The organism is Sphingomonas sp. AC411 (genome assembly GCF_979253035.1).
In genome coordinates, this window is sequence record NZ_CEEDAQ010000001.1 from 20503 (window position 1) to 38686 (window position 18184).

At 62.1% G+C, this 18184-nt stretch carries 13 protein-coding genes and 2 pseudogenes; 10 read left to right on the forward strand and 5 right to left on the reverse strand.

Going from position 1 to position 18184, the window contains the following annotated elements; translation table 11 throughout:
- Positions 1-80 precede the first annotated feature (80 nt).
- The 10 genes and pseudogenes from AC0IX7_RS00095 (at position 81) to AC0IX7_RS00140 (ending at position 10879) form a co-directional block, all read left to right on the forward strand.
- Positions 81-1315: pseudogene (locus AC0IX7_RS00095) on the forward strand (integrase).
- Between the two features lie 340 nt (positions 1316-1655).
- On the forward strand, positions 1656-2153 hold the full coding sequence (locus AC0IX7_RS00100) for a GAF domain-containing protein (protein ID WP_471813672.1): 498 nt from the start codon (positions 1656-1658) through the stop codon (positions 2151-2153).
- Positions 2063-3019: a diguanylate cyclase domain-containing protein gene (locus AC0IX7_RS00105; protein ID WP_471809967.1), complete on the forward strand. Its 957-nt coding sequence runs from the start codon at positions 2063-2065 to the stop codon at positions 3017-3019. Before AC0IX7_RS00100 ends, AC0IX7_RS00105 begins: the two co-directional genes overlap by 91 nt.
- Positions 3020-3027: 8 nt before the next feature.
- Positions 3028-3450: an EAL domain-containing protein gene (locus AC0IX7_RS00110; protein WP_471809968.1), complete on the forward strand. Its 423-nt coding sequence runs from the start codon at positions 3028-3030 to the stop codon at positions 3448-3450.
- Positions 3451-3972: 522 nt separating this feature from the next.
- Entirely contained in the window at positions 3973-5187 is a 1215-nt protein-coding gene (locus tag AC0IX7_RS00115) for a glycoside hydrolase family 27 protein (RefSeq protein WP_471809969.1), read from the forward strand.
- Positions 5188-5358: 171 nt separating this feature from the next.
- The gene (locus tag AC0IX7_RS00120; RefSeq protein ID WP_471809970.1) at positions 5359-7098 is read left to right on the forward strand and encodes a galactocerebrosidase; all 1740 of its coding nucleotides are present in this window, start codon (positions 5359-5361) and stop codon (positions 7096-7098) included.
- Positions 6984-7607 (forward strand): 3-keto-alpha-glucoside-1,2-lyase-like domain-containing protein, encoded by a 624-nt coding sequence (locus AC0IX7_RS00125; RefSeq protein WP_471809971.1) that lies wholly within the window; start codon positions 6984-6986, stop codon positions 7605-7607. The genes AC0IX7_RS00120 and AC0IX7_RS00125 overlap by 115 nt, the downstream gene beginning before the upstream one ends.
- A gap of 923 nt (positions 7608-8530) precedes the next feature.
- On the forward strand, positions 8531-8929 hold the full coding sequence (locus AC0IX7_RS00130; RefSeq protein WP_471809972.1) for a winged helix-turn-helix transcriptional regulator: 399 nt from the start codon (positions 8531-8533) through the stop codon (positions 8927-8929).
- Positions 8923-9783 (forward strand): ROK family protein, encoded by an 861-nt coding sequence (locus AC0IX7_RS00135; RefSeq protein WP_471809973.1) that lies wholly within the window; start codon positions 8923-8925, stop codon positions 9781-9783. Before AC0IX7_RS00130 ends, AC0IX7_RS00135 begins: the two co-directional genes overlap by 7 nt.
- Before the next feature lie 185 nt (positions 9784-9968).
- Positions 9969-10879: pseudogene (locus tag AC0IX7_RS00140) on the forward strand (ROK family protein).
- A gap of 155 nt (positions 10880-11034) precedes the next feature.
- On the opposite strand, the gene AC0IX7_RS00145 reads toward AC0IX7_RS00140, so the two are convergent.
- The 5 genes from AC0IX7_RS00145 to AC0IX7_RS00165 all read right to left on the reverse strand — a co-directional run bounded on the left by AC0IX7_RS00145 (position 11035) and on the right by AC0IX7_RS00165 (position 18177).
- Positions 11035-11445 carry a carboxylesterase family protein gene (locus AC0IX7_RS00145; protein ID WP_333981042.1) on the reverse strand — a complete coding sequence of 137 codons (411 nt, stop codon included), beginning with the start codon at positions 11443-11445 and terminating at the stop codon, positions 11035-11037.
- Entirely contained in the window at positions 11397-12491 is a 1095-nt protein-coding gene (locus tag AC0IX7_RS00150; protein ID WP_471809974.1) for a carboxylesterase/lipase family protein, read from the reverse strand. The genes AC0IX7_RS00145 and AC0IX7_RS00150 overlap by 49 nt, the downstream gene beginning before the upstream one ends.
- 73 nt (positions 12492-12564) lie before the next feature.
- Positions 12565-13260: a GDSL-type esterase/lipase family protein gene (locus tag AC0IX7_RS00155; protein WP_471809975.1), complete on the reverse strand. Its 696-nt coding sequence runs from the start codon at positions 13258-13260 to the stop codon at positions 12565-12567.
- 10 nt (positions 13261-13270) lie between these two features.
- Positions 13271-15235 (reverse strand): glycoside hydrolase family 97 protein, encoded by a 1965-nt coding sequence (locus AC0IX7_RS00160; protein WP_471809976.1) that lies wholly within the window; start codon positions 15233-15235, stop codon positions 13271-13273.
- Positions 15235-18177: a glycoside hydrolase family 2 protein gene (locus tag AC0IX7_RS00165; protein WP_471809977.1), complete on the reverse strand. Its 2943-nt coding sequence runs from the start codon at positions 18175-18177 to the stop codon at positions 15235-15237. The genes AC0IX7_RS00160 and AC0IX7_RS00165 overlap by 1 nt, the downstream gene beginning before the upstream one ends.
- Between the last annotated feature and the right edge of the window lie 7 nt (positions 18178-18184).

An 18184-nucleotide genomic window follows, 5' to 3' on the forward strand; every position in this document is an offset into this window, starting at 1 on the left:
TAATCGGACATTATGGTAAATACAGCGATGTGCTACACAGGCGGAATGCAGGGTAAATCGGACCAGCGGGCAGGTGCCGCATGAGCGAGATCGTCGTCCATCGCACCGACGGGGAGGGGCTTCCGGTCCGCGCGCGGCGTGGGATCGTCGAGCCGATCGATGCCCGCGTTACCCGGTTGTTGAGTCTTGCGCTGCCCGCTGATGCTGGCCCTGTCAGCGAGATCGGCTTTGCCGCACAACTTGGCGCGATGGCAGCAGCGAGCAAGGCGGCACTGGCGTCGGACCTTGCATGCTATCTGCGTTGGTGTGAGGACACCCGTGTCGCCCCGCTGCCCGCCGAGCCCGAAAACCTGGTCCGCTACATCGCCATGCTCGAGGCGCGGGGCGCCAAGCCCGCCACGGCCGCCCGGCGGGTTGCCAGTCTCGCGACGGCACACGGCCTGTCAGGCATGCAGGAGAGGGGCATGCGCCAACAAGCCACGTCATGGTCCGCGCCGCGCTCAAGGGCCTGCGCCGGCGTCGTGGCGCTGCGCAGCGCCAGGCCGCCCCGTTGCGCTTCGGGGCCACGCTCGATCCGCACACCAAGGGTTTTACGCTGACGGCGCTGCTCGGTGCCTGCGGCGGCGATTTGCAGGGCTTGCGCGATGCCGCACTGCTGTCGCTCGGCTATGACGCTGGCTTGCGCGTCAGCGAGCTCGTCGCGGTCACCGTCGCGCATATCGATCCGCACAGCGACGGCTCGGCGCTCCTGTTCATCCCATCGTCCAAGACCGATCAGGAAGGGCAGGGGGCCTGGGGCTGGCTGTCCGCGGACACGATGCGCCGGGTCGGCGCCTGGCTGGTAGCGAGCGCCATCACCGAGGGGCCGGTCTTCCGCCGCGTCGGAGTCGATCGGCGCCGTTTGCGGACCGCGGTTCCACCGATGGCGTACGAGGCAATCCCGGGGCACACGCGGCACTGGCAGGAGAAGCTCAAGGGCAAGAAGGCCGAACCGGCGCGGACGGTCTATACCGTTGGTACGACCTCACTGAGCCGGCAGGGCGTCAACGGGATCTATCGGCGGGTGGCGCTGAGTGCATTTGATCAGGGGCTGGTCGAGATGCCGATCGCCAAAGTCGAGGAGGCCGCGCGCGCGCTGTCGAGCCATTCGCTGCGCGTTGGGCTGACGCAGGATCTGTTTGCCGCCGGCGAGGACGGGGTTGGCATCGCCCAAGCGCTGCGCTGGTCTTCGCCCTCGACCGCGCTGCGCTACGGGCGCAAGCTTGCAGCCAGGAGCAATGTCGCCGCGCGCGTATTGTCTCGCATCAGAGCTTGAACTTGCAAAACCGATGCAGCCTATCTGGGTGTCGGTTGGGTTCGCTAGATATGAACACACTGTATTCGTCGTTGAGTCTCGCAATCAATCCGGTAAACGTTGAAACAAAAAATATGTGAGCGCTGATCGGATGCTGGCCAGTTATCTGAATATATTTAAATTGGGCCGAGACAAAACCGGCATGGGCAGTATTAGATTCCGCGTCGACTATGGCATTAAAGATATCTAAACCAGCGATTTGATAGGTTCCCGGTCCATGAGCCTTTCTGAAGAATCTCAGTATCAAGGAGGCGATGATACAGTAACCGTACTGCTTCATCTTCAGAACGCCATTCTGAAGATGATTGCCAAGGGCGCTGGGCTCGCACCAACGTGTACCACGCTGTGTGTGGAAGTAGAGCGGATCCTCCCTGACGTAATCTGCTCGGTTTTAACGGTTGATGCGGCAGGCCTGCTTCATCCGCTCGCTGGCCCGAGCCTTCCGGAAGTATATTCCCAAGCGTTGGATGGAATGTCCGTCGGCCCATTAGCCGGCTCCTGCGGAACTGCTGCCTATCTAAAGACAGAAATTACCGTCGTTGATATCGAGACCGACGTCCGCTGGGCGCAGTTCAAACACCTCGCTCTTCCCCTCGGGCTCCGCGCCTGCTGGTCCAGTCCGATATGTGATGCAGACGGTCGCGCGATCGCGACATTTGCTTCTACTATCGCAGCGCCCGCGGACCGACGGCTTTTGAGCGCGAGGTGGTGGCTAACTGCGTTAACCTCACGCAAATCGCTATCGAGCGACATGAGCGTGTCCTCGAGCACCAACGACGGGCTTTTACCGACGCCTTGACCGGTTGCCCCAATCGGGCTGCGTATCATGCCGCACTTTCCAAACTCGAGGGCGCTGCGGTGGGCAGTTGGGCACTATTCGTGCTGGATCTCGATAATCTCAAGGTCGTGAATGACACGTTCGGGCATCATGCGGGTGACGAGCTTCTTCAGATTGCCAGCGACAGGATATCAGCAACGGTCAGCCCCGGGCGAACGTTTCGCGTCGGGGGCGACGAGTTTGCTGTCATTCTCCAGGCTACCGATGCCCTTCGTGACCTGGAGAAGATCGCGGATGTGGTTCTAAGCGCGCTCTCGGTTGCTGCCGACTGCGGCGGGCATAGCATCGTCCCTCGCGCTACCATCGGAGGCGCTACGTTCTCATCGGACGACGCTGGGGTTGGGAGTGTTCGGCAGAATGCCGACTTTGCCCTTTACCACGCCAAGGAAACCGGTCGTGGCGGCTTCGTACGATACTGGGCAGGGCTCCGCTCGAACATGACGCGGCGTATGGGCGCGATCAGGGACCTCAGCGCGGCGTTGCGAGAGGACCGGATCGAAGCACATTACCAACCGATCTTCCGATTGGACACGCGGGAGATCGTAGGGCTGGAAGCGCTTTGCCGCATGCGCATCGGCGACAATCTGGTTTCGGCTGCCTCCTTTCATGAGGCGACTGCCGACGCCCAGGTTGCGACCTCGCTCACTGCCAGGATGATGACCTTGGTAGCGGCTGACCTACGTCGATGGCTGGATTTGGGTATTCCCTTTCAACACGTTGGTATCAATGTCTCGTCTGCGGATTTGAGTGGCGGGGCCGTCGGGCAGGTTCTCTCCGCGACGCTCGAACGCGAGCGGATCCTCTCGATCACGTCATCCTCGAGGTAACCGAGACGGTGTACATGGGACGTGGCGACCAAGCGATACAGCAAGCGATCAGGGCACTACGCGCTGACGGCATACGGGTCGCGCTGGACGATTTCGGAACGGGTTTCGCATCGCTGACGCACCTCCTCACCGTTCCCGTCGATGTCATCAAGATCGACAAACTGTTCGTTGACCACCTGGAACCCGACGGTGTCAGCGTGACCATCGTCGAAGGCCTTATCCGTACCGCGAAAAAGATGGGCATCAAGATCGTCGCCGAGGGGATAGAAACCGAAGAGCAAGTCGAACAGCTTCGCGCGATCGGCTGTGCGTTAGGGCAGGGGTACATATTCTCACCCGCGGTCAATCGCGATACGACGACCGCCCTTCTCCTTGGGCATGCGCAAGGCATTGCGCGACCGCCGATTGAGACGCGATCAGGTGCGGCCTAAATACGCGTCTAGCACTGAAGACGCTGTATTAGTAACGGTCAAGCTTGAGCTAGCAGTGACACTGAGCAAGTCGTCGTCAGGCAGCCTGCGGTAGGGCAGTGTCCAGTCGCGGCCGCCTACGTGTCGATCGCAAGTGCGAAGCGTTCGGCTTTGGCGAGTAACTGAGCATTCGTCAGGGCACGGTCGTCGATCCACCATTTGTCCTTGGTTACGTGTGTACAGACTTGGTGCCCGTTTTCTTCTGTCCTCGGTCGAGCAATGGACACGTTGGCGACTGCCCGGGGGACTTCACCTATCCGACCTAGAGACCGCCGCATGTCAGCAGAGGTAAGTCGATATGGGCAAAGACTGCGCCGTCACGTACCGTCGCTGCCGCCTGCTTGCCCTTCTTATTCGCAACGAAACAGGTGCGGCACTAAGTAATCTTCAACCGCGGGCTTTCCGCTCCTGCTGGCTGGCCAGGCCAGAAAGTTAGTGGATCGGTTCGTGCCCACAGTCTAACAACACAACGCGAGATTATCCATGCGCAGACATTTTCTGAATGCCATCACCTCCTTGGCCGTACTGGCGGCCAGCGCATCAGCCATCGCCCAGGAGACGCTCGACCCGGATCCGAACACTCTCGCGCCGTCGAAGGATCCCAGACGTCAAGCCAATGGTCTGGCGCAGAAGCCGCCGATGGGGTGGAACAGCTGGAACAAGTTCGCCTGCAACGTCAACGAGAAGGTCGTCCGCGACATGGCGGACGTGATCGTCGCCAACGGAATGAAGGGGGCGGGTTACGAGTACGTCGTCATCGACGATTGCTGGCACGGCACGCGCGACGCCAGCGGTTTCATCACCGAGGATCGCACGCGCTTCCCCTTGGGACTGAAGGCTCTCGGAGATTACATCCATTCGAAGGGTCTGAAGTTCGGAATCTATTCGGACGCGGGCACGAAGACGTGTGGAGGGCGCCCCGGCAGCCAAGGGCATGAATATCAGGACGCACAGCAATATGCTCGTTGGGGCGTCGATTATCTCAAATATGACTGGTGCTCGACCGGCGTACGCAATCCCGAGGAGGCCTACGCCTTGATGTCGGATGCGTTGAAGGCGAGCGGTAGGCCGATCCTGTTCTCGATGTGCGAATGGGGCAATTCCAAGCCCTGGCTCTGGGCGTCGAAGATCGGCAACATGTGGCGCACGACCGGTGACATCACCGACAAATGGCAGGGCAAGTACAACTACAGTTGGGGCATCGCCTCGATCGTCGACATGAACGAACCGCTCTGGCCCTATGCGGGTCCAGGTCATTGGAACGATCCCGATATGCTCGAGGTCGGAAACGGCGGCCTGACCGACGTCGAATACCGCGCCCACTTCTCGCTTTGGGCGATGATGGCGGCGCCGTTGATCGCCGGCAACGATCTGGCGACGATGACCGATGCGACCCGAACCATCCTGCTCAACCGCGACGTGATCGCGGTCGACCAGGATCCACTGGGAAAACAAGGCCACCGCGTAACCGACAAGGGCGATCTGGAAGTCTGGTCGAAGCCGATGGCAGATGGTGGACGCACGGTGCTGCTGTGGAACCGCGGAACTACGCCGGCTCGGATCGCGGCAGAATGGCCGGCCTTGGGGCTGCCCGGCAAATTGCGCCTGAAGGCGCAGGACCTTGGACGAAGAAGAATCTTGGACAAGTGTCAGCCCGCTACGAAGCGGACGTCGCTCCGCACGGTGTGGTCATGGTGAGGTTGAAGCCATGAGCTATCACCGCCGTCCCCCGTCGCGCTCCTGTTCTGCGCCGGCCGCGCACTTCGCGAACGGGTCCGATCAACGGGCGGGCGTGTGGCCGAGGGGATATCCGGCCGACTGAGATCGAAAATCGATGGGGCCGCAGACGACGGTACGGGAGAGAAGTCGATGGACGTGAAAGACCTGAAGCAGCCTGTTTCACTACAGCGCGGTTCAACGGACGAGTTCGATCGTTCTGTTCTATCGCGGCGAAACTACCTTCTGGGCAGCGTTGCAGTAGGGGTGCACCTTGTAGCACCCCTGAGCAACGCGGTTGCCGCGCCACGGACGACCGGCAACGCCGTCAAGCTTGACGGTTCTGCGGGCGGCAAGCGCTTCGACGGGATCGGCGTCGTGAATGGCGGGGGCGCCACCTCCGTGCTGCTGAAGGATTATCCCGAGCCTCAACGCAGCCAGATCCTCGATTTCGTCTACAAGCCCAAGTTCGGCGCATCGGTCAGTGCCCTGCTCGTCGAAATTCCCGGTGACGGCAACTCGACGCAGGGCTCGATGCCCAGCCATATGCACACCCGCGATGACCTCGACTACAATCGTGGCTACACATGGTGGATCATGAAGGAGGCCAAGAGGCGGAATCCCACGCTGTCTCTCGACGCCACGGCATGGAGCGCACCCGGATGGATCGGCGACAATAAGAACAACGAGGCCAATCAGGTTGACCGGGATAATGCCGACTTCTGGTCTCAGGACGCAGTCGAATATTATATCAAGTGGCTTGAGGGACTTCGTTCCGTTCACGGGCTCGAGCTGGACGCGATCGGCTGCCGGAACGAGAAGGGCGCTAGTGCCAGCTTCGCGAAGGCTTTGAAGAAAGCGTTGCTGACCCGCAATTTCAAGAACGTAAAGCTTCATGCTTTCGACAATTGGGGCGAAAACAAACTGGACTTCGTGTCCGGAATGCTCCGAGACAAAGAGCTGCGCGACGCGATAGACGTCATAAGCGCGCACACCTTCACCGAGATACCAGCCTCGCCTGCCGTGATTTCAGCCGCGAAGCAGATGGATAAGCCAATCTGGAATACTGAAGACCATGTCTATCTCAAGGGCTTCGATTGCGCGATCAGCATCGTTAACTGCTTCAACCGAAACTATCACGAAAGTGGCGCGACGAAGGTCGTTAACTGGTATGACATCGGCGGCCTATACCCCGTCGAGCCCTATGCAGAGGATCCACCGGCGGTGTTGGCCTGGGAGCCGTGGAGCGGGCACTATAAAGTTCGTGAGGCTCTGTGGGGGTATGCGCACTACGGGCAGTTTTCGGAGATCGGGTGGACCTACCTGAACGGCGGCAGCGGGCGGTTGGACAAGGGAGGGACTTACGTCACCTTAAAATCGTCAGATGGCGATTACAGCGTCATCCTGGAAACACGTGACGCGGAGGTCAACCAGACATTCCAATTGGAGATTGCAGGCAACCTTTCGACCGAATCTCTATGTGTGTGGCAGAGCAACGCTGCCGAACAGTTCGTGCGCAAGTCCGACTTGGTCATGCATGGCCGAGTTGTAACGCTCAGACTCGAGCCAAACACGATATATTCGCTGTCGACGACGCGGGGCAGCAGAAAGGTGGGTTCGACGGCATTCCCAAGTCGAAGCCGTTCCCCTTCCCGTATGTCGACGAGTTCGGTTCATACAATGATCCGCAGCAGAGCGGCTACCTTCCCCGCTATACAGCAGACATCCTGGGTGCGTTCGAAATTACCGATCGACCAGACGAGAAGTCAGGAAAGTGTTTGCGGCAGGTCGTGCCAGCGCCGACCCTCTCCTGGGCGCCGGAGTGGCAGCCCTATACCATCATCGGCGATCGCGAATGGTCAGATTACGAAGTCAGCGTCGACGTTTGGCTGAAGCCGGGAGACACTGCGGGTGTAATGGGGCGCATCAACCATGTCGGCACAGGTTATGGCGTCATTCCCAAGGGCTACTATCTTGAGCTTAAGCACTCGGGCGAGTGTCGGCTGATCGCTATCCGAGGCAAGAAGAACCCGAATGAAATAGTCGGTGATGCGGAACAGCAAAGACTTATCGCCTCGGGTAAATTCGAAGGCGAAGGGGGCGAGCTGGTGCTCGATAGCAGCAAGGCTACGCTGAAAAGCGGGAAGTGGGTCCGCCTGACGCTCCGCTTGGAAGGTGAGACACTTACCGGCTCAATAGATGGAAGGCACATCGTATCGGGAACAAGCCGCCTCTATAGGGCGGGCATGGCTGGCCTTCTCGTGGGGCAGGAAGCAGAGCGTACAAGTACGCCATTCTTCAAGAGCCTTCGAATTGACGCTGTTGGCAGCGAATCTTGCAAGATCACGTCCGCAGCCAACCTGAGGGCTTCAAAAGATCATCTTGATAGCGATGAAGTATAATCTGATCGTCCAGCCTAGCGATGTGTGAGGACGGCTCTCGTTACAGTCTCGTCGCCAGGAAGTGTTGCTCACAGTCTGTTCGCTCAATCGGCATAGGTATGACAGGGAACAGATCGAGCCTGTCACGCCCCGTCTCGCCGAAATGCATGCACGGCTGTTAATAAAGCGGTTTCACCGCCGCAGGAGGAACGGATCGTTCGATGGCCCGCCAAGCCGGCGCTGACCGGCGTGCGCCGATCACTTGGTCGGCGACGTTAAGGCCACCATCTCCCGAAGTCTGAGGATGCACTACGCCCGGAGGCCGCACGGCTAACGGCCAGCCTACGTACATGCTTTCCGCCGAGTTTTTGCGGCTAGCGGGTCCAGGAAACCCGGGCAAAGAAAGGGTCGCCAAAGCGACCCCGAAAGTTATTTAGGAGAGGATGCCTGAAAGGCCTGCTTTCAATATGACAGACGAAAGCGAATAGCGAATGCAAATTTGATTATTAGCGATTGCAGATGCTGCATCTGTTCACCTTCGGATGGGCGTGTATCAGACGGGAGTGCCATCATTCCCGTAAGCCAACCCTCGTGTTGCCTCGCTGCCACTACTGCGTTGGGTAGGGTGTCCAAGCGCTTCGGAATGCCAAATAAGCGGCGTGCCGGAAGTGCCGCACCCCACGAAACAAGGCAACCGACGATCGCCATGCTACATCCCCACGGTTCCTAATCATCAGGGTCTAAGTCGATGCGTAGGGGGCAGTCTCAGCGTTCCCGGTAGGGTTGCCGACGAGGACGCTTTGGCGTTAGCAGGTAGGTGGCAATATCTCGGCGGGACGTGGCTGCAATACCTCGATAGGATGCCACTTGTTGCAAGTAATGGCTAAGGCTGGCACGTTATAACCAGTATAAGACCACACGAAAGGGGCGGAACTCGCGACGGCATGGCGATACAGGACAGCGTACCGAATTCGAGTCACTTGACGGCAAAGCCAAGGTCCTTCGATCGGGGAGCGCGTCTGGGCATAAGCCTGTCCGGCACTAATCTCGAGCGCGCAGCCGACTACAATCAGCGTACCGTCCTACAAGCGATCCGCGTGAGCGGCGAAGCCAGCCGGAGCAATCTGGCGGTGATCACCGGTCTGACGGCGCCAACGATCGCGAACATAGCGAGAAGGTTGCTCGATGCCGGATTGATCAGCGAGGCAGGGCGACGACAAGGCCCGCGCGGACAGCCGGCTTCGCAACTCGTGATCAATCCCACTGGGGGTTCTCCATCGGAATTAACATCGACCGAGATCACATCACGGTCGTATCGCTTGATCTGGCCGGTTCGGTGCTGACGCGAGCGACACTGGAAGCGGCATTCGCGATGCCTGACGTGGTTGCGCGATGGCTGCGCGATCAGATTGCCGTCATTCGCGCATCGAAGCTGATCGACGAACGGCGCATGCTCGGCGTTGGCGTCGCGATGCCCGACGATCTGGGCCGGGTGACCTTGCCCCATCGACCTTCGGCGTATGAAAGCTGGAACGACATCGACGTTCAGGCAATGGTCGAGGAGATCGTCCCATGGTCCGTGCATGTCGACAATGATGCTGCTGCGGCGGCAATAGGCGAAGCCCAGTTCGGATCGGGCATGGTTTTGAGCAGCTTCTTCTATGTGCTGGTAAGCGCAGGCCTCGGTGGCGGATTGGTGATCGACGGCAACTATTTCCGCGGTGCCGGGGCGCGTAGTGGCGAAATCGGCTTCATGCCCGACATGACACGGCGCGCGGCGGGACAGACGGTACAGCAAACCGTGTCCTTGTCCGCGCTCTATGCAAGGCTGCACGCTGGCGGGTGCGAAATCGATGGGATCGAAGCACTGACCCGCGACGACAGCACGGTGGCGGCAATCGTCGAGCGCTGGATCGAGGACGCAGCGCAGTCGCTGATCGAGCCTTTGATCGCGGTCAGCTGCCTTATTGATCCCGGCGCCGTGCTGATCGGTGGGCGTCTGCCGGCAACGCTGGTCGATGCGCTCGTTGCGCGCTTGAACGTCATGCTTGCGGATTCAAAATTACCGTCTCCGGCGCGGGTCGTCCGTGCGACGATGTCTGACGATGCCCCGGCGATCGGTGCGGCAATCCTGCCGTTCCTCGACCACATCCTACCTTCGGAAGCGATCCTCATGCAGGTCGGCCACACGTCGTGAAGCGATTAATGCAATTTACCTTCCAATATGTGGCAATATAGGTAGGTTAGGCCCACAACAGCGGTCCGGCAGGGCGGTGATGGGAGAGGCAAGAGACGAGCGAGTGCAATCGCAGTGTCGAATGACGCGTACGCGTTCCACTCGATCCCCGCCCGCGTGACATCGGGCAGGGGGAAACACGGACGATGATCCAGATTGGTATCGATTTCGGCGGCACGAAGATTGAGGCGGCCGCGCTCGATGACAACGGGCGCTTCCTCAGCAGATTGCGGGTGCCAAATCCAGGCGATTATGACGCGGCGGTGCGCGATGTCCGCGCGCTTGTCCACGCGGTCGAAGTTGAGGCGGGCGGGGCGGCTAACGGTGCCGTGGCATCGATCGGTATCGGTACGCCGGGGTCGATTTCCCCCGAACCGGACTGATGCGCAACGCCAACTCATTGTTTCTGAACGGACGCCGGTTCCGCGAAGACCTGGAGACCGCGATCGGCCGACCTGTGCGGATGGCGAACGACGCCAATTGCCTCGCCTTATCCGAAGCCGTCGACGGCGCAGCAGCCGGCGCGCGCTCGGCGTTCGCAATCATCGTCGGGACCGGCTGTGGCGGTGGTCTCGTGATCGACGGGCGGATCGTCGAAGGGGCGAATGGCATTGCCGGGGAATGGGGCCATGTGCCGCTGCCTTGGCCGAACGAGTCCGAGTATCCCGGGCCAGAATGCTGGTGCGGGGAGCGCGGTTGCCTGGAAAGCTGGGTATCGGGAACGGGATTTCGGCGCGATCACGAGATCGTCACCGGCCAGGCGCTAGAAGGCGCGGCGATCATCGCGGCGGCGCGCGACGGCGATCCCGGCGCGGCGGCAACTCTGGAGCGCTACGTCGATCGCCTCGGTCGCGCGATCGCCTTGCTCGCCAATCTGATCGATCCCGACTGTTTCGTGCTCGGCGGCGGCATGTCGAACGTGGTCGAGATTTACGCCCAGCTGCCCAATGCGGTGCGTCGACATACCTTTTCCGACGCCTGGAATGCGAAGATCGTCCAGGCGGTGTGGGGCGACAGCAGCGGTGTCCGCGGTGCGGCAAGGCTTTGGCCAGTTTAAAGGAGTCCACACGCAGAGGAAGGATTCAAAATTTCAGCGCCAGTCGAATTCAGACTGTATGTATGGATACTTGTTTCCCCGCGAAGGCGGGGACCCACACTGGGCTGAGACCGTCCCGGGAGAACTACGCTTCGTTGCGCTGCGCCCGCTTGGCGCTAAGGTGCGCTACGCAAGCCGCACACTTCGCCGCGTAGATCCGCCCCCGGCTGCGGGCCACCGTTCACGAAGCCAAGATAACTCTTGGTTGCAAGATCAAAACGCTTCCACGCGGGTAGTCCGACAGCGTTCGGATCTCCGGTGCGCGCAAAGGCCAACCAATAGGCCTGCATTGGCGGCGCCCCGGGCTCCAGATCCTGCGCGCTCGTCATCACGTAGCGGATTTCGCTGCCGTGCGTCACGGGCTTGGCATCGGGAGCGCTGTAATCGAACTGATATTGCCAGACCGGCTGACCCGCGCGCGTGCGAGCGGCGGCAATTGTCGTTACCGGACAACGAAAGGTGATGTCATTGGACAGGATCAGGTCCAGATCACCCAGCCGCGGATCGGCAACGGGGATCGTGTCCACGCCATACACCTTGCGAGCGATTGCGGCGTTGTTGCCAAAGCTTCCGCGATCGCGTCGTCCGCGCGCGCGACACCACCGTGCAGCGTCAGTTCGCGGGCGTTGCTACCCACGATCAGCGGGGCGGGGTTGCCGCCCTTTACTAAGCTCGCAGCGGGCGACTCCGTCAGTACGCGGCCATCAACAACCGCCTGAAGCCAGATGAAGCTCTTGTCGGCGAGCCCTGGCACCTCGACGGCCTCGGTAGCTTCGATGAGCTTGGCGACGGGAAGCGCACGCAGCGCAGCAGTGGTCTGTGGGATGCCCGCCTTGACCGCGATCAATGTGCCAAGGCGTTCGTTTTCGGCCAGGCTGCGCGGTGGCGACCCGAAGCCAGGCGTCCCGCTCTCTTCGATCGCCTTGGCGAATAGCCCGCGCGATCCAGGACTGAGCAGATGCAGGCCGACGTCCATCGCGCCGGCACTCTCGCCGAACAGCGTGACGTTGGTCGGGTCGCCACCGAACGCCGCGATGTTGGCGCGCACCCATCGCAGCGCCGCTTGCTGATCCATTAAACCGTAATTGCCCGATGCACCGTTCCCCTCGCGGGTCAGCGCTGGGTGTGACAGGAATCCGAGCGCGCCGAGGCGGTATTGCATGCTAACAAGCACGACGCCGTTGCGCACCAAGCCGGACTGGATCGTACCCGCGCCGCCACCCGCATAGTTGGATCCGCCGTGAATCCACACCATCACCGGCAGCGATTTGTGCGGCTTAAGGTCGGGCGTCGCGACTTCGAGGTACAGGCAGTCTTCGCTCGCGAAATTTGCAGCCTGCGTGTTCCAGCCACGATCTACCTGTGGGCAGGACGGTGCGGATTTGGTCGCATCGCGCGGACGCTGCCAGCGGCGCATCGGTTGCGGCGATTTCCAGCGTAGCGGGCCGATCGGAGGCGCGGCGTAAGGTATCCCGCGGAACAGATGGCGGCCGTCCGCCGTCACTTCGCCGCGCAGGGCACCCTGAGGCGTCAAAACGATCGTAGCGGCAAGCAGCCCAGCGAGCAGGATCACCGCGCGATGATCGCGCGGGTGGGCGTGGGCTTTGCCAGCGCTGCTGCGAATGCGCGCTCGGCGACCGGCGCCATCACCGCATAGCCCGCGGGGTAGGATGAACGTGATCCGACGACAAGCCTGCGCGCATGCCGTTGGTGCCGGGTGCGACCAGTGCGGACCAGTAATCCGCGTAGGTCGAACCGGTCGCCGCGGCATAGGCCTTGAGCCACGTGTTCATCGCCACGATCTTGCTGCCCGTATCAAGCCCCGGACGCCAAGGATACTGGTCTGCCGGCGGGATCGAGGCGAGGATTACCCGGATGCCATTGGCCTGCGCGAGTTCCGTCATTGCGCGAATGTTCGCCTTGCTCTCGTCGGGGGTCATCGGCCCGGTATTGAAGGCGATATCGTTCGTGCCGGCCATGATCTGTACCACCGCGGGCTTCAGCTCGATAACGTCGGCGGGGAAGCGCACAAGCATTTGCGGCGTGGTCTGGCCACCGATGCCGCGACCTAACCGGCCGTCCTTGAAGAACGCCGGCACCTGGTCGAACCAGCCCTGCGTGATCGAGTCGCCGATCAGCACGATCCGTGGCTGGCCTTTGACGGGAGCAGGTAGGGCTGCGTTCGCATCGCGGTAGCGGCCGAGATACGCCCAGTCGGTGTGCAGCCGCTCCTCGGCCTCCTTGGCCCATTGTGCCTTCTGCTCGGGCGTAGGGTCGGCGGCGAGGGCAGGGAATGCTAAGGGGAAGGCGAGTGCGGCAATCAGCAGGCGGGTCGGTTTCATCGGAACTTCCTTATCGGATCGGAACGAGACGGATCGCGCCGCCGCCCGATGCTGCGAGTGTCAGGGTCAGCGTATCGCGTGCAGTGACAACGCGCGTGGTCGTAATGACGTCGGTGGGGCTTGCACCGTCCTGCCATATTGTCGCGGTGAAGCGGCCACTGCTAAGAAAATCGAGCGGTACGTCTACGGTCCGTGCCGTCTCGTTGGTCATTGCGCCGACATACCAATCTTTGCCCGACCGGCGCGCGGTGACTATCCGCTCGCCGATCTCGCCCGACACGACGTGGGTTTCTTCCCAAGTTGCCGGCACGGCACGGATGAAGTCGAATCCCGCCGCGCCCGCATAATTATCCGGGCTGTCGGATACGCCCATGAACGGGCTGTCGAACACGACGTACATGGCAAGCGCCTGTCCCCGCGTGGTCTGCACCATCGGCGTCTGCGGTTCGATCCGGAACGTTGCGGGCGTCGCGTTGCGGAAACCACCGGGGGTATAGTCGTAGGGTCCCGCCAGCCCGCGCGTGAACGGCAACGTGACGTTGTGCCGGGCTGTGATGCGCCGCGTCCATTTGTTATACTCCGCGCCGAGCACGCCCTCCTGCGTCAGGAACTGCGGCCAGGTTCGCGTCGCGCCGGTCGGATGATAAGCGCCGTGCAGATCGAGCATCAGATGATGCGCCGCGCTTGCTGTGAAGATCCGCTGGTAGAAGTCGACGATCTGCTGGTCGCTACGGTCCATGAAATCGACCTTGAAGCCCTTGATACCCATCACCGCATAGCGCGCGAACACCGCGTCCATTTTCGCATCGAGCACGCGCCAGTTCGCCCACAGCCACAGCCCAACCTTTCGATCCGCGGCGTAGCGGATGAGGCCGGGCAGATCGATCGCGGGGACCGTGGTCATGATGTCGGCGCCCGGATACACCACTGGCCCGCCGCCGCTGTTCATGTACCAACCGTCGTCGATTAGCATGTAAGGCAGCGCGTTTGCGGCGGCGAAGTCGATATACGCTTTGATCGTCGCGTCGTTCATGCCTGCGGTGGGCAGTGCCTTCAGCGTCGGGCCGTTCCACCAGTCCCATGCGGTCTTGCCCGGCTTTACCCACGAGAAGTCGCCTTTGGGAGCGGGGTTGAGGCTGGTCAGGATCGTCGACTCGATCAGCTTGCCGGGCGTGGCGCCGAGCATCACCACGCGCCATGGCGTCGTCAGCCCGGTGGTCCGGACATCGGTCTTCACTGCGATCGCGGGATCATCGAGCCGCGGGGTGAGGCGGGTGGCGAAGCCAAGCGCGCCTGTTTCACGACCGGTGAGATAGGAACCCGCATAATCACGCAGATCCGCTTCGGTCAGCGCGAAGCTGGTGTCGATGGTGCCGGTACGGCAGGTGATGGGCGTCTCGAACAGATTGTGCGGACGGACTTGCGACGCGTTCAATGGGTCGTATTCGCCCTCATGACTTGTATCGAACCGGCCGAGATTGAGCCCCCAACAGCGATAATCGGCGGGAAAGGCGAATTCGGTCAGCTCGCCCGCGAGCCGCAGGTCGGTGAAGCCGGGCTGGACAGGCAGGCGATAGCGGAACGCGACGCCGTCGTCATACGCGCGGAATACGATATCGAGCTTGCGTTGAGCGCCGCCGGTCTCGGTCAACCCCAGCGTCAGTTCGTTATACTGATTGCGCGCGGCCGACGTCTTACCCGCAATCAAGCGATAGCGTGTATCGGCGTTCGTGCGCGAAGCACCGGTAACCGCGGTGTCGGGGCCAAGCTTCTTGTAGCTCTCGAACGCAAGGCCCAGCGGCGACGTGCCGATCACCGGCCGCCCGTGAAAGGCGATGGCGTAGGTCGGACCCTTGGTCGCCGCATCCTGGCCGATCGTCACGTCGATCGCGCCATCGGGCGACAACAGATGCCGGTCTTGCGCCGATACGAAGGCGGCGGTGCAAAGGAGCGCAAGGGCGAGAAGCGTCTTCATCATTGTACCTTCACAGTGGTCGGCGTCACGTTCCAGCCGCGCAATGCGATCGTCGTTCGTCCCTTCGCCGCGGAGGCGGGGTAGCGGATTTCCACGCGGCGATGAGTGCCAGGGAGTAGCGATACGTAGTTATCGGTGAAGTACGCGGGGAGGACTTGCGCGCCGGCTCCGTTCATCACCGTCAGCTTGGTCGCGAGTGCGGCGACCGAGCCCGTGTTCGACAGGTTTAGCGTCGTCACGATCTCGTCCCCGTCCCGGCGGCTGAGGGCGGTGGCGGCGACACGGGCCTTGGCCATCGTCGTCATACTTCGATAGGCGGCGTCGTCGGCACCCTGCCAATAAAGATTTTCCGAGACGATCTTGCCTGCCGCGTCGGTGACGTCGAGCGACACCAGCACCATGCCCTTCGCCAGCAACGGCGCGAGATCGAGCGTGAACGCGTCCGCCACCAGGCCCGCCCCTGCGCTCAAGGTCGCACGCTGCTCAGCAAGCACGCGGTTGTCGAGAGACGTTACCTTGGCATGCACGACTGCCCCAGCCAGCGCCGGGCCGTTATTCACCAGCACCACCTTGTGATCGGGCAGGTTCATCTGGACATGGACCGGCTCCGACGCCTTCTTCGTCCCATAGAACGCGGCGTGTGTGTCATAATCCGAGGAGAAGATTTGCCACGCCGACGACGGCCAAGCTGGCTGCGTCATCCACAGCATCCTTGCGGAGTTGGTGGTCCACAGCCCGGCGTTGAACCCTTCGAAGATCGCGCGGTAGGAGTCGTACTCCATCATCTGCGCCTTGCGCTCGAAGTCGGGCAGGCTGGTGCCCGCACCATAACGCGTCGCCAGCGCATCCATGTACGTCTTGACCGCGCCGTTCCCGGTCTGGTGCCAGTCGTGATACGCCCACGTGTCACCGATCGGCCACAGGTCGGCCTTGGGTATCGCGCGCGTCCAGGCCTCTAAGGTCGGGAAGCTCGGCGTGCCGAGTTCGACCGAAAAGCCCTTGGCGTGCTCGGTGAAATAGCTCGCCTCCGGACGCCAGTTGTACGGCCCGCTGTTCTGCAGGTTCACGCGGTTCGACGAGCCCATGTACAGCCGCGTCCCGTCGTCGCGGTTGACGATCCCCTGCAGCGCCTCGTTGAGGATCGGCTGCGGCACGCCCTCGTTGCGGCCGAACCAGACCACGATCGAGGGATGGTTGCGGAACCGCTTGACCACGTCCTCGGCATTGGCGGTGAACAGCGGCACGTCCTGCGCCTCGAGGTTGTAATCCTGCGTCGACTCCCAAAAATCGTTGAGGATCATCAGCCCGTGTTCGTCGGCGAGATCGTAGAACGTCTCCTCGGTATTCTGGCCGACCCAGTTGCGGATGATGTTGAGGTTCGCATCCTGATGCAGCCGGAAAAACGGCAGCAGGCGCGCGCGCTCGGTCCGCTTCATGAAGTCGTCCATGCCGATATTGCCGCCGCGCGCGGCGATCCGCACGCCGTTGACCTTGATTAGCAGATACGGCGCGAGCCCGGCATCGCCTGCGATCGGCGTCACTGCGGGCGAGGTCTCGGCGCCGGGGACGAGCGACGCCGCCCAGCCATTCTCGGTCTGGCGGATACCTTGGTGCGTACCGTCGACGATCTGCGTGTGCAGCGCGCGCGCCTTGGATAAGTCGATTCCGACGCGGCGCAGCGTATCGGTCTTGTCCATCAGCGAAATCTCATAGGTCACCTGCCGCATGCCGAAGCGCAGCGTCTTCGTATCCGACACCGCGCCGCCGATCGTGCTGGTCAGCGTCAGGTCGTGCAGCGCCGGCGCGCCGTAGCCGTTCGGCCACCAGAGCTTCGGATTGCGCACCGCGAGCACCGGAAACTCGGCAGGCGCCATCGTCACGACGGCGCTCGCATGCGGTGCAAGCGAGACCGATTTGCTGACCGTTACGTCGTCGAACCTGGCAGTGACGATCGCCGTCGTCGGCTGGTCGGTCAGGTTACGGACGGGGACCGTGATCTCGACGTTCGCGACGCTGTTGTCGGCATTGGGCAACGTCGTGACGACCTGCGCATCGCCGAGTGCGGCGGGGCCGGTCGCGATCAGGTCGACGCCTTGCCACAGACCGGTATTGCGGTCGCGGATCGACGGGATCCAGTCCCAGCCCTCGGTCGCGACGAAGGTCGGGCCGTCGAGCATCTGCATGCCGCCGTTCTCGCCTACCCCTGCGGTCATCGATTCCTCATGCGCGAGGCCGGGATGCGGCGGCGGCGACACCTTCACGGCAATGACATTGCGCCCGGGGGCGAGCTTGCCCGTCACGTCGAACCGGCCGCGGATGAAGGCGCCCTTCATCGTGCCCAGACGCGCGCCATTGAGCCAGATCTCGGCGGCGTAGTTCACGCCCTTGAAGTTCAGTTCGAGATGCTTGCCGACGGTCTCGGCGGGCACTTCGATTTCGGTGCGGTACCAGTAATCCTGGCGGGCGAGGCGCTCGGGGATCGCCATGTTGTTCAGCCCGAAGGCGGGATCGGGATAGACGCCGCGGTCGACCAGCGTGGTCAGCACGGTGCCGGGCACGGTGGCGACGTACCAGGATTTGGCGTCATAGCCCACGCGCGATACTGCGGCGCCGTTTGCCCGAACGCTGGGTGCTTCGGCGAGCCGCCAGCCGCCGACGGTCCACGATCCGGGCGAGCGCTGCGCCAGTGCCGGACCAAGCGGTACGGGCTTGGCAACGGGCTTCGACAAGGGGGCACGGCTGCGCGGAAGTGTAGCCGGGTCCTGCGGTGCGACCTGTCCCAGCGACTGGCGAACCTGCACCGGCCATTCCGACCGAACCGGGTCGCGCTCGGCATAGCCTGGGAGGAGCGGGGCAGGAGGTGCTATCTGGGCGCCGGCGGTAGACGCGAGCAGCGACGCGAACGCAGTAGCGCCAAAGACACGGATCGAACGTTCGGTCATCAGTCAT